Origin of the sequence: Rathayibacter sp. AY1D1 (genome assembly GCF_002932635.1) — a bacterium.
Lineage (GTDB): Bacteria > Actinomycetota > Actinomycetes > Actinomycetales > Microbacteriaceae > Rathayibacter.
Genome location: NZ_PSVY01000017.1, coordinates 17,473 through 30,105 on the forward strand (window position 1 = coordinate 17,473; position 12,633 = coordinate 30,105).

Here is a 12,633-nt window from a genome sequence, read left to right on the forward strand (position 1 = left end):
AGATGTCGCGTAATCCCGCGGATCCCAGCCCTGACGCGGTAGCAGGAAGCCGTTGGGGCGACTGGGCGATCACTCGAACCGCCTTCGAATCGGTTCAGAACTTTTGCTTGACCCGCGACGTAAGTGGAAGTAGCTTCATCCGCATGGTCACCGCAGACCCCCGCAGCACTGCTGCACAGCCTCTTCCCCGCACCTCCGACGAGTCTCAGCAGCTGCTTCTGCAGATGCGCGGCATCGTGAAGGTCTTCCCCGGCGCCCGTGCTCTCGACGGCGTCGACCTCGATGTCCGACCCGGTGAGGTGCACTGCCTCCTCGGCCAGAACGGCGCCGGCAAGTCCACCCTCATCAAGACCCTCGCCGGGGCCCACCAGCCCACCGAGGGCGAGATCCTCGTCGACGGGAACGTCGTCACGATCCCGTCCCCGACGGCGGCCCTCGCCCTGGGCATCGCGACGATGTACCAGGAGCTCGACGTCGTCGACGGCCTCTCCGTCGCCGAGAACATCTTCCTCGGCCACGAGCTCTCCCGCGGCGGCTTCACCGCCCGGGCGAAGGCCACGAGGATCACCCGCGAGCTGATGGAGCGCCTCGGCCACTCCGAGATCTCGCCGAACCGCGAGGTCGGCACGCTCTCCGCCGCCGGCAAGCAGATCGTGCAGATGGCCCGTGCCCTCTCGCACGACGCGCGGGTCATCATCATGGACGAGCCCTCCGCGGTGCTCGACTCCGAGGAGGTGGAGAACCTCTTCCACGTGGTGCGCCAGCTCACCGCCTCCGGCGTCGCCATCGTCTACATCTCGCACCGCCTCGACGAGATCCGCGCCATCGGCGACCGGATCACCGTGATCAAGGACGGCGCGACCGTCGCGCAGAACCTCGCGGTCGCCGACACCCCCACCTCGAAGCTCATCACCCTGATGACCGGCCGCGCCGTCGAGTACGTCTTCCCGGACCGCCAGGAGCTCGACGTCGAGGCCGAGACGCTGCTGAAGGTCGAGAAGCTGGGCCTGCAGGGCTCCTTCTCGGACGTCTCCCTCGAGATCCGCGCCGGCGAGGTCGTCGGCCTCGCGGGGCTGGTCGGCTCCGGCCGCTCCGAGATCCTCGAGACCATCTACGGGGCGCGCCGCGCCAGCACCGGGACGGTCAGCGTGGCGGGCAAGCGCCTGCGCGCCGGATCCGTCACCTCGGCGGTCGACGCCGGCATCGGCCTCTGCCCGGAGGAGCGCAAGAGCCAGGGCCTGCTCCTGGACGAGCCGGTCTACCGCAACATCACCCTCTCGACCTTCGACCGCTTCGCCAAGCGCGGCTTCCTCGACGAGCGCTCCGAGCGCGCGGCGGCGGCCGAGCAGGCGGTCTCCCTCGACCTGCGGCCCTCCGGGGTCGACCGCGACGCCCGCACCCTCTCCGGAGGCAACCAGCAGAAGGCGCTCCTCGCCCGCTGGCTCGTGCGCGGCTGCCGCGTCCTGCTGCTCGACGAGCCGACCCGCGGGGTCGACGTCGGCGCACGGGCCGAGATCTACACCCTGATCAGGGACCTCGCGACCAACGGCGCCGCCGTGCTCGTGGTCTCCAGCGAGATCGGCGAGGTCCTCGGACTCTCCGACCGAGTGCTCGTGATCTCCGACGGCGCCGTGGTCCACGAGGGCCCGGCCGATTCGATCGACGAGCACCGCGTGCTCGATCTCGTCATGGAAGGAAGTGCAGCGTGAGCGGACAGCTCGACACCGCGTCGCCGTCGATCGGCGGTCCGCAGGAGGACGCCGCCCGTCACGCGTCGGCCGCGACGGGAGGCTCCTCCGGGGGCGTGCCCTCGAAGGACTCCCGCTCCGGGATCGCCCGCCTCATGCAGGGCTCCCTCGGCCGCAACGTCGGGCTGCTGCTCGCGCTGGTGATCCTCTGCATCGTCGGATTCGCGACCGCGGGGGAGCGCTTCGCCAGCGTCGACAACGTGCTCACGATCCTCCGCCTCGCCGCCGTCATCGGCGTGCTGAGCATCGGCATGACCTTCGTCATCACCTCCGGCGGCATCGACCTCTCGGTCGGCTCCGTGATGGGGCTCGCGACGGTCTGGGCGAGCACGGTCTCGACCCAGTACTACGCGGCCAACACCTCCTGGCTGGTGATCGTGCTCACCGCGGTCGTCGTCGGCCTCGTCTGCGGCCTGATCAACGGCGCGCTGATCGCCTACGGCCGGGTCGTCGCGTTCATGGCCACGCTGGCGATGCTCGTCGCCGCCCGCGGCTTCGCCGAGCTGATCTCGAACCGCCAGACGCAGGTCGTCACGGTCACGCCGTTCCTCGACTTCTTCCGCGCCGACGTGCTCGGCATCCCGGTGCTCGTGCTGATCTTCGTGGTCGTCGCCGTCGCCGGCTGGATCCTGCTCAACCGCACCACCTTCGGCCGTCGCACCATCGCGGTCGGCGGCAACCCGGAGGCCGCCCGCCTCGCCGGCATCAAGGTCCGCCGCCACACCATGTACGTCTACGGCCTCGCCGGGCTCACCGCCGGCATCGCCGCCGTCATGATGCTCGCCCGCACCACCGCCGGCAGCTCGACCAACGGCCTCCTCTACGAGCTCGACGCCATCGCGGCGGTCGTCGTCGGAGGCACGCTGCTGGCCGGCGGCCGCGGCACCATCGTCGGCACCGTGTTCGGCGTCCTCATCTTCACGACCCTGACCAACGTGTTCACGCAGAACAACATGTCGACCTCGACTCAGGCCGTCGCGAAGGGCGCGATCATCGTCGCCGCCGTCCTGCTGCAGCAGCGGTTCGCCGCCCGCGGCAGGAAGTCCTGACCCCGGGGCTCCGGCCCCGCTCCTCCACACACAGCAACCCACCCGACCACTCAGGTCACCTCTCCGCAGGACACGTGTGCCCTCGGACCCCTCGGATCGATCGAAGGAGATCACTTCCATGCCCGCACGCCCCTTCACCCGCAGCCGCCTCTCCCGCACCGCCCGACTCGGCTCGGCCGGCGTCGCCTTCGGCGCCGTCGCGCTGATGCTCACCGGCTGCATCTCGAACGCCCCGGTCGAGACCGGCAACGCCGCCTCCGGCGGGACCGCCGCCGCCGTGGCCGCCTCGGACAACGACGCCTCCGGCGACAACGTCGTCATCGGCTTCACCGCTCCCGCCGCCGACCACGGCTGGATGGGCGCGGTCAGCCGCGCCGCCATCGCCGAGGCCGAGAAGTACGACGACGTGGAGCTCCGCACCGCGGAGGGCACCAACGACGTCAACCTCCAGATCAGCCAGGTCGAGACCTTCATCAACGACGGCGTCGACGCGATCGTGCTCCTGCCGATCGACGGAGCGGCGCTCACGCAGGTCGCCACCCAGGCGATGGAGGCGGGCATCACCGTCATCAACGTGGACCGCGAGTTCTCCAGCCCCTTCGCCGCCCGGTCGACCATCCTCGGCGACAACTACGGCATGGGCGTCAGCGCCGGCACCTACATCTGCGAGGAGCTCGGCGACAACCCCGACGCCGTCGTCGCCGAGATCGCCGGCATCGACTCCCTCCCGCTGACCCAGGAGCGCAGCCAGGGCTTCTCGGACGCGCTCGAGGGCTGCGGACTCGACGTGGACAACCGCGTCGCCGCCGACTTCACCGTCCAGGGCGGAGAGCAGGCCGCGGCCAACCTCCTCCAGGCCGCGCCGAAGATCGACGCCATCTGGAACCACGACGACGACCAGGGCGTCGGCGTCCTCGCGGCGATCGACACCGCCGGACGCGACGAGTTCCTCTTCGTCGGCGGCGCCGGCTCGGCCAACGTGATGCGCGCGATCGAGGCCGACGACTCCGTCGTCAAGGCCACGGTCGTCTACCCCTCGACCCAGGCCGCGGACGGCATCAAGCTCGCCCGCCTCGTCGAGCAGAACAAGTCGATGGCCGACACCAGCTCGCTCGGCGTCCCGCGCCAGATCCAGCTCTTCGCGCCGGTCGTCACCAAGGACAACGTCTCCGAGTACCTGCCCTCGGCCTTCGAGTCCTGATCGGCCCCACCAGCCCGGGTCGGCGCGGGAACCATCCCGCGCCGGCCCCCACCTCGGCGCCGCCCCGGGATCACTGACGACCCGCAGCGCAGCGCCACCGGCATCCGCGAGAGGAGGAGGAGTGCAAGACACCGGCCCCAGGGCCGGACAGGAGGAGACCGGATCCGCTCAGTCGTGCGGACAGCGACGGACCCGGCCTCTGCGATGAACACCTCATTGAAGGAATCACATCACGCATGAATGGTAAGCGATCCTCGAGAAGAAGCATCAGGCGTCTTCTCGCACTCGGCATCGCCGGGATGGTGACGGTCTCCGGACTCACCGCCCTCGGCCTGCCCGCCTCGGCCCACGACGGAGTGGACCACGGTTCCGAGGGCGGAGCATCCGCTCTCGACTGGAGCAACTACGAGAAGGTCCTGCTGACGAAGAACGTCGGCGAGCCCCTCGACCTGGCCGTCCTCCCGGACAAGTCGGTCCTCCACACCGCTCGGAACGGCGAGATCCGCCACACCGACCCCAGGACCGGCACCACCCGTGTCGTCAACACGATCCCCGTGTACCAGAACTCGGAGGACGGACTGCAGTCCGTCGGCATCGACCCCGACTTCGCCGAGAACAAGTGGGTCTACCTCGTCTATGCGCCCCCCGGGAACACCCCGACCGGCGCGGCCCCGAACATGCTGCCCGAGGGCGCGACCGACAGCTACTGGGACCAGTGGAAGGGCATCAACCGCCTCTCCCGGTTCAAGTGGACCGGCTCGGGCCTCGACCTCGCGAGCGAGCAGAAGATCATCGACATCGAGACCCAGCGCGGGCAGTGCTGCCACGTGGGTGCCGACTTCGACTGGGACGCCGACGGCAACCTGTACCTCTCCACCGGCGACAACACGCCGGCGAGCGCTCCGGGTGCCGCGGGCTTCGCGCCGAACAACGACGCGCCCCGCATGAACCCGGGCTTCGACTCGCGTCGCGGCGCCGGCAACACGAACGACCTCCGCGGCAAGATCCTCCGGATCACCGTGCAGGAGGACGGCTCGTACACGATCCCCGACGGCAACCTCTTCCCGGTGGGAACCGAGAAGACCCGCCCCGAGATCTTCGTGATGGGCGTCCGCAACCCGTTCAAGATCGACGTCGACGCCGAGACGAACACCCTCTCCTGGGGCGACTACGGCCCCGACGCCACGAAGGCCGCTGCGGCCGACGGCGTCCGCGGCCCGATGGGCCTCGTCGAGTGGAACGCGACCGGACTGGACGAGCCGCACAACTCCGGCTGGCCCTACGTCCACGGACCCAACGCGCCGTACAACGAGTGGAACTTCGAGACGTCGACGCCCCGCGGCTTCTTCGACCCGGAGAACCTGAAGAACAACTCGCGCTGGAACACCGGCCTCGTCGACATCCCGGACGCCAAGGCGGCGACCGTCTACTACGGCGACAACCCCGGCGACCAGCCGTTCGACGAGCTCGTCAACTTCGGGACCAGCACCGGCCAGGGCCCCATGGGCGGACCGGTGTACCACTTCGACGCGGAGAACACCTCGACGTCGAAGTTCCCGGAGTACTGGGACAAGAAGACCTTCTTCGGCGAGTTCTCGCAGGACTACATCGCGGCGTTCACGCTCGATGAGGACCGCGCGGTCACGCACATCGAGGACTTCCTCCCCAACGCGGCGCTCAGCCAGGCCGCGCAGCCGATCCACGACAACCCGATGGACATGGAGTTCGGCCCCGACGGGTCGATGTACGTGATCGAGTACGGCGACGGATTCTTCCGCGCCAACCCCGACGCGGGCCTGTACCGGATCGACTACGCCGAGGGCAACAAGGCGCCGCAGGCCCGCTTCACCGCGACCCCCCTGTCCGCCTCGCAGACCCCGCTCGAGGTCACGTTCGACGCCAAGGGATCGACCGACCCCGAGGGCGACGCGCTCACCTACGACTGGGACTTCGACGGCGACGGCACCTTCGACGCCACCGGAGTGACCGTCAAGAAGACCTACACCGAGCTCGGACAGTTCACGGCCCGTCTGCGCGTCACCGACGCCAAGGGCAAGTTCAGCCTGACCTCGCGGGTCATCTCGGTCGGCAACCAGGCGCCGCAGATCCAGATCCAGACGCCCGGCAACGGCTCGTTCTTCAGCTGGGGCGACGCGATCCCCTACCAGGTGACCGGCAAGGACGCTGAGGACGGCGACCAGATCGTCAGCAGCCGCGTGGGCTGGACCTACGGCCTCGGCCACGACGAGCACGCCCACCCCGAGGTCACCGGCACCGGTGCCAAGGGAGCGTTCCCGACGTCCAAGGACTCGCCCGAGCACGGCCCCGGCGCGCTGCTGTACGGCACCGTCGTCGTGACCTACACGGACGGCGGCTTCAACGGCCTGCCCCCGGCTGCGGCCGAGGCGACGCTGCGGCTGAACCCGAAGACGCAGGAGGCGGAGCACGCCGCCCGTGAGGGCGTCCTGCCCTACGCGGACACCACCGCCAGCGGCGGCAACGCCGTCAGCGGACTCGGTGCGGGATCCTTCCTGCGCTGGGACCCGGTGAACTTCGCCAACCTGACCGGCGTCGTGGTCCGCGCCACCGGTGAGGGCACCGTCGACCTCCGCTGGAACGCTGCCGACGCAGCGCCCTTCGGAACGGCGACCATCCCCGCGGGAGCCGGCTGGAAGGACGTCCTCGTCCCCTTCGGCACCAACGTCCCCCGCGGCACCGGCTCGCTCTACGTGACCTCGCCCAGCGGCCTGTCGCTCGACTCCCTCACCTTCCAGGGTGTCGGCGCCGGTGACAAGACGGCTCCGACCGTCGCGGCGACCCTCGACCCGGCAGCGCCTGCGGGCGTCGGCGGCGTCTACAACAAGCCCGTGACCCTCGGCCTCACCGCCACGGACAACGGAGCGCTCTCCACCGTCCAGTACTCCGCCGACAACGGCACGACGTGGACCACGGTCCGCGCCGTCAACGGCGCGTACACGGTCCCGTTCACCACGAACGGCGCCCGGACGATCCAGTACCGCGCCACCGACACCGGCGGCAACGTCTCGGCGGTCGGCACGGTGAAGTTCACGATCGACCTGGCCGCGGCGAACGCCCCGACCGCCGCGTCGACCACCACCGTGGCGCTCTCGGCTCCCCGCGTGACCTTCGGGGCACCGGGCGAGGCGACCGTCACGGTCACCGGTCAGGGGGGGAACCCCGGCGGAGAGGTCGTCCTCTACGAGGGCGCCACCGAGCTGGGCCGCGCGACGCTGAACGACGGCAAGGCGACCTTCGCCCTGCCGAAGACCCTCGGCGCCGGCACCCACACCCTCCGTGCGGCGTACGGCTCGGACGCCACCTTCAAGGCCTCGGAGGGCACCGCCCGCCTGATCGTCTCGAAGGCCGCCTCGGAGCTCACCGCGACCGTCTCGCCCAACCCGGTCAAGCCGGGCGCCAGCGCGCAGGTCACGGTCGACGCGAAGTCCTCGACGGGTGTCGCCGGCACCGGTCAGGTGAGCGTGATGGTGAAGAGGAACCTCTCCACCGTCGCGATGCTCACCGGGACCCTCGACGAGAACGGGCACGTCGTGGTGACGCTCCCGAAGCTCGCGGCGGGCAGCTACAAGCTGACCGTCACCCACACCGCCACGGCGGACACCAACGCCGCGTCGGCGCTGCTGAACCTCACCGTCCAGCAGTAGCCCCCGCGCAGGGGCCGGCCGGATCGACTGGGCCGGCCGGCCCCCCACCCCCTGCACCATCTGCCATTTCGAAGGAGAAATGATGCACCACCACCACGCATCCATCACGGCCAAGCCGATGAGCCGGCGCTCGCTGATGACGGCCCTGGCCGCATCGACCGTCGCGGTCGGCGTCGGAGCGGGAGCCCTCGCGGCACCCGCCACGGCCGCCCCCGCGCCCTCGTCCGGATCCACGCGCCTGGTCCCGATCAACCGCATCGGCATCCAGCTCTTCAGCGTCCGCGACAAGGTCTCGTCGCTCGGCTTCCGGGCCGTCTTCGAGGAGCTCGGCCGCATCGGCTACAGCGAGATCGAGTTCGCCGGGTACACCCAGGGCAACGTCGGAGCGATCACCCCGCAGCAGATCCGCCAGCTGCTCGACGACAACGGCCTCCGCGCCGTCGGCTCGCACGTCGGCACCAACCTCCTCCGCTCGGAGCTGGGCAAGCAGATCGAGATCGCGCAGATCCTCGGCACGCCGCACCTCGGCACCGGCAACGCGCCCACCAACGTCAACACCAAGGCGGGCTACCTCGCCGCGGCGGAGGAGTGGAACAAGTGGGGCCAGCAGGTCTCGGCCGCGGGCATGAAGCTCTACCAGCACAACCACGCCGGTGAGTTCGGGTTCGCCACGGACGACCCCAAGACCCGCCTGTACGACCTCTTCTACGACAACACCGACCCGCGTCACGTGTACCTCGAGATGGACGTCTACTGGGCGTACGTCGGCAAGAAGCTCTACCCGGGCTTCGAGCCGCTCGACTACATCAAGCGCAACCCGCGCCGCTACCCGATCCTGCACCTCAAGGACGGCAAGACGAACAACGCCAACACCAACGGCTACGACATCGTCGAGTTCGGCGCGGGCAACCTGCCCTACCAGGCGTTCCTCTCGGAGCTGCGCGACCGCGGCCAGCGCTTCGGCGTCTGGGAGCAGGACACCGCTCCCACGCTGGCGACGCCGCCGAGCACGGGGAACTCCCTCGAGGCCGCTTCCCGCAGCTACTCCGCGATCGCTGCGCTCCGTGGCTGAGCGCACCTCGCGCCGCGCGCGCCGCACCGACAGCACCACCACCAGCACGACGCGCACGAGCGCACCGAGGAGAACCCCCATGAAGTGGAAGACGTCCACGGCGGTCCTCGCGGCCGCCTCCCTCGCGATGGTCGCCGCACCGTCCGCCTTCGCGGCGACGACGGACTGCACCACCGAGCTCGGGAACCAGACGATCACCGGAGACCTCAACGTCGGCGCGGGCCAGACCTGCGTGCTCGGCAACGTGACCGTCACCGGCAACGTCATCGTCGGCGACGACGCCTGGCTGGACGCCACCTCGGCGACCATCGGCGGCGACGTCATCGGCACCGACGCGTACGGCATCTCGATCGACGGCACCAGCGTCGGCGGAGACGTCGTGTCGTTCTCGGACGGCAGCCGCAACGGCTTCCTCTACCTGCGCGACCTCACGGTCGGCGGCATGGTCGAGGCCGGCGGGATCGACGTCGAGTTCAGCGACCTCTCGGTCGACGGCTCGGTCAGCACCGACGCGGCGAACTACGTCGACGTCGATCGCACCAGCGTCGGCGGCGACGCCACCTTCGCCGGCAGCGACTTCGGCGTGAACGTGCAGGGCGCCATCGTCGGCGGCTCGCTCGCCGTCACCGGCTCCTCGCGCGGCGTCCTCCTGGGCGCGAACGAGGACGGCTCGGCCTCGGCCCTCGGCAACACGGTGGGCGGGAACCTCACGCTCTCGGGCAACTCCGGCAACGTCCAGCTCGCGGGCTCGACGGTCGGCGGGCGCATCGCGCTCGCCGACAACGCGCCGGCGGTCAACTTCGGCGCGGGCAACACCGCCGCCGGAGTCGACGGCACCTTCACGGGAACGGCGGCGGGCGCTGCGGCGGCCGGCGACCAGGCCGTGGCCGTCATCGTCCCCGAGGCCAACAAGGGCGAGCTGACCTGGACGCTCGAGGGCACCAGCAACCTGGTGAACCTCGGCGTCGCCGAGGAGCAGGGCGACCACTTCGCCGCCTCCGGTGAGCTCGTGCCGGTCCGCGTGACCGACACCCGCCTCAACGGCCCGGCCTGGTCGGTCACCGGCCAGCTGAGCGACTTCCGCTCCGGCGAGAAGACGTTCTCGGGCAAGCACCTCGGCTGGACCCCCGAGGTCCTGGAGAACACGGGCGGTGCCGTCGCCGGCGCAGCCGTCCCCTCCGGGTTCGACTCGGGCAACGGCCTCGCCACGCCCCGCGTCCTCGGCTCCGCCGCGGCGCAGCACCCGACCGGATCCTCGGTCCTGGGCGCCGACCTCGACTTGAAGCTCCCGCTCTCGGTCGGAACCGGCACCTACACCGCGACGCTGACGCTCACCGCGCTCGGCTAGCACCGGTGGGGCGGCCTCCGGGCCGCCCCACCCTCCCCCGTCTCCCCGCGAGACGCCACTCCGGTCCGCCCCGCTCGGCGTGCCGCGTACCGGAGCGGCGTCCCGCGGGGAGGCATCCCCCCTTGCAACGGAAGCCTGATCGATGTCGCTCATGCCACGCACCTCCCGCACCACCGCCGCCCTGCTGCTGATGACGCTCCTCGCAGCCGGCGGCCTCTCGGCTCAGGCGGGTGCCCAGGAGGCGGACCCCGCCTCCACGCCGGTCACCTGGGGGGTGCGCCCCGCCGACACCGAGCAGGGCAGCGAGCGGCCGAACTACGCGTACGCCCTCGATCCCGGCGGCCGCCTCAGCGACGCCCTGATCGTCTCCAACTACGACGACGAGGAGCAGACGTTCCGCGTCTACGGCTCCGACGGCTTCATCACCGAGGCCGGCCAGCTCGACCTGCTCCCCGCCGCGGAGCCCTCGACGCAGCTCGGCAGCTGGATCGCGTTCCCCGAGCCCGAGGTCACCGTGCCCGCCGGCGAGAGCGTGCAGGTCCCGTTCGAGGTCGTCGTCCCCGACGACGTGACCCCGGGCGACTACGCCGCGGGCGTCGTCTCCTCGATCCTGGTGCAGGGCGAGACCGGAGTCTCGGTCGACCGGCGCCTGGGCTCGCGCATGTACCTCCGCGTCGGCGGCGAGCTCGCCCCGCGCCTGTCGATCGACGGCCTCGCCGTCTCGTACCAGGGCGGCTGGAACCCCTTCGCCCCCGGCTCCGCGACCGTCGACTACACCGTGACCAACGCGGGCAACACCCGCATCGCGCCGGGCGCCGAGATCAGCGTCGCCGGCCTCTTCGGCCTCGCGCCGGTGTCCGCGACCGACCCGGAGCCGCTGCCCGAGCTCCTCCCCGGAACCTCCGTCTCGCGCACCGTGACCGTCGCCGGAGTCTGGCCGCTCTTCGTCGCGACCGCCCGCGCCGCGCTCTCGGGCACCGTCGTCACCGCCGACCAGGCCGCGCAGGCCGACTCCGCCGTCGTCGTCCCCGACGTGCCGGTCGCCACCGCCGAGACCTCGGCCGCGGCCGTGCCGTGGAGCGCCGTGCTCCTCCTCGCCCTGCTCATCGGGCTCATCGTGCTGACCGTCGTCCGCCGCCGCCACCGGGCCGCGGGGGAGCAGGCGCGCATCGACGCCGCCGTCGCCGCCGCTCTCGGCGCCCAGCCGGAGGACGCCGACCGCGCGGAGGTCCGCTCCTGACCGGGTGCGGCCGACGCGGTCCGCGGGGGATCGCGCCGGCGCGGCCCGCCGCCTCCGAGCGCGCGGCCGCCGCTCTAGCGGACCGCCCGCCCCTCGGCGCGCAGCTGCTCGAGGAAGCCGTCCACCACGGCGGGGCTGAGCAGGTGCCCGCGCAGCATCAGCGCGGCACCGCGCACGCCCCCGCTGCCGCCCAGCTCGGCGGTCACCACGTCGAGCCGCTGCGTCGCGAGGGGGAGGGAGCGCTCGTCGATCACCGAGCGCACGGCCGTCAGGATCTCCGGGCTGGCGAGGGCGACCGCGCCGCCCAGCACGATGACGGACGGGTTGAGCAGGCTCACGCAGGTGGCCAGTACCTCGCCGAGCTGGAGGCCCGCGATCCGCGCCGCCTCGACGGCCTCGGGATCGCGCGCCTTCAGCAGGTCGATCAGCTCGCGCACCGACTGCACGTCGCGGCCCGCCCGGGCGAGCCCGGCGGCCAGAGCGGAGCCGCCCGCGACCGCCTCGAGGTCCCCCTCCTGACCGCCCGCCGCGGCCGGGGCCGTGCGCGGCACCTGGACGTGGCCGAGATCACCCGCGGAGCCGAGGGCTCCGCGCTGGAGCAGCCCGGAGGAGACGATGCCCGCGCCGATGCCGGTGCCGACCTTCACGAACATCAGGTCGAGGGCGTGCGGGAAGCGCGAGGCCCGCTCACCGAGCGCCAGCAGGTTCACGTCGTTGTCGACGAGCACCGTGGTGTCGTAGCGCCGGCGCACGAAGGCGGGGATGTCGAAGCCGTCCCAGCCGGGCATGATCGGCGGGCGCACCGGGCGGCCGCTCGCGTGCTCCACCGGGCCGGGCACGCCGACCCCGATGCCCGCGAGGGCGGTGCGGTCGACCCCGGCCGCGGCGAGGATCCCGTCGCAGACGTCGAGCGCGTGCCCGAGCACCGCCACGGGGCCCTGCGCGATGTCGAGCTCCTCGCGGCGCTCGGCGATGATGCGGCCGTCGAAGTCGGTCAGCGCGATGGTCGAGTGCGCCGCGCCCAGGTCGATGGCCAGGAGCGAGCGGACGGCCGGGTCGAAGACGAGGCGCGCGGACGGACGGCCGCCGGTCGACGGAGCGCGGTCGAGGTGCGCGATCAGTCCGAGCTCGAAGAACTGCTCCAGGCGCGTCATCACTGCCGTCCGCGCGAGACCCGTCTCCTCGACCAGCTCGGCGCGGGTGCGCGGTCGACCGTCGGCGAACAGCCTCAGCATGTCGCCGGTCGCGGTACCCGCGCGCTCGGCCACGCTCAGCTCCTTCTCTCGGCCCGG

At 71.5% G+C, this 12,633-nt stretch carries 8 protein-coding genes; 7 read left to right on the forward strand and 1 reads right to left on the reverse strand.

All coding sequences use genetic code 11. The features are described from left to right. The first annotated feature begins 224 nt into the window (after positions 1–224). The 7 genes from C5C56_RS11465 (at position 225) to C5C56_RS11495 (ending at position 11,341) form a co-directional block, all read left to right on the forward strand. The gene (locus C5C56_RS11465; RefSeq protein ID WP_208543410.1) at positions 225–1,709 is read left to right on the forward strand and encodes a sugar ABC transporter ATP-binding protein; all 1,485 of its coding nucleotides are present in this window, start codon (positions 225–227) and stop codon (positions 1,707–1,709) included. Positions 1,710–1,843: 134 nt separating this feature from the next. Beyond that, entirely contained in the window at positions 1,844–2,797 is a 954-nt protein-coding gene (locus C5C56_RS11470) for an ABC transporter permease (protein ID WP_068256795.1), read from the forward strand. A 118-nt stretch (positions 2,798–2,915) separates the two neighbouring features. Next, positions 2,916–3,998 carry a substrate-binding domain-containing protein gene (locus C5C56_RS11475; protein ID WP_104222461.1) on the forward strand — a complete coding sequence of 361 codons (1,083 nt, stop codon included), beginning with the start codon at positions 2,916–2,918 and terminating at the stop codon, positions 3,996–3,998. A gap of 236 nt (positions 3,999–4,234) precedes the next feature. Further along, positions 4,235–7,681, forward strand: coding sequence for a PQQ-dependent sugar dehydrogenase (locus C5C56_RS11480; protein WP_181137588.1), 3,447 nt, complete (start codon positions 4,235–4,237; stop codon positions 7,679–7,681). 82 nt (positions 7,682–7,763) lie between these two features. Continuing rightward, the gene (locus C5C56_RS11485) at positions 7,764–8,753 is read left to right on the forward strand and encodes a sugar phosphate isomerase/epimerase (RefSeq protein WP_219813837.1); all 990 of its coding nucleotides are present in this window, start codon (positions 7,764–7,766) and stop codon (positions 8,751–8,753) included. 79 nt (positions 8,754–8,832) lie between these two features. Next, a complete protein-coding gene (locus C5C56_RS11490) occupies positions 8,833–10,101 on the forward strand; it encodes a hypothetical protein (protein WP_104319626.1) in 1,269 nt (422 codons plus the stop codon). Between the two features lie 151 nt (positions 10,102–10,252). Further along, a complete protein-coding gene (locus C5C56_RS11495) occupies positions 10,253–11,341 on the forward strand; it encodes a hypothetical protein (protein ID WP_146086480.1) in 1,089 nt (362 codons plus the stop codon). A gap of 74 nt (positions 11,342–11,415) precedes the next feature. On the opposite strand, the gene C5C56_RS11500 is transcribed toward C5C56_RS11495, so the two are convergent. Next, a complete protein-coding gene (locus C5C56_RS11500) occupies positions 11,416–12,609 on the reverse strand; it encodes an ROK family protein (protein ID WP_258062157.1) in 1,194 nt (397 codons plus the stop codon). Positions 12,610–12,633: the final 24 nt, after the last annotated feature.

Bases quoted from the DNA above. Each gene is read 5' to 3' on its own strand.
- C5C56_RS11465 (WP_208543410.1), top strand. From the start codon at position 225: ATGCGCGGCATCGTGAAGGTCTTCCCCGGCGCCCGTGCTCTCGACGGC.
- C5C56_RS11470 (WP_068256795.1), top strand. From the start codon at position 1,844: ATGCAGGGCTCCCTCGGCCGCAACGTCGGGCTGCTGCTCGCGCTGGTG.
- C5C56_RS11475 (WP_104222461.1), top strand. From the start codon at position 2,916: ATGCCCGCACGCCCCTTCACCCGCAGCCGCCTCTCCCGCACCGCCCGA.
- C5C56_RS11480 (WP_181137588.1), top strand. From the start codon at position 4,235: ATGAATGGTAAGCGATCCTCGAGAAGAAGCATCAGGCGTCTTCTCGCA.
- C5C56_RS11485 (WP_219813837.1), top strand. From the start codon at position 7,764: ATGCACCACCACCACGCATCCATCACGGCCAAGCCGATGAGCCGGCGC.
- C5C56_RS11490 (WP_104319626.1), top strand. From the start codon at position 8,833: ATGAAGTGGAAGACGTCCACGGCGGTCCTCGCGGCCGCCTCCCTCGCG.
- C5C56_RS11495 (WP_146086480.1), top strand. From the start codon at position 10,253: ATGCCACGCACCTCCCGCACCACCGCCGCCCTGCTGCTGATGACGCTC.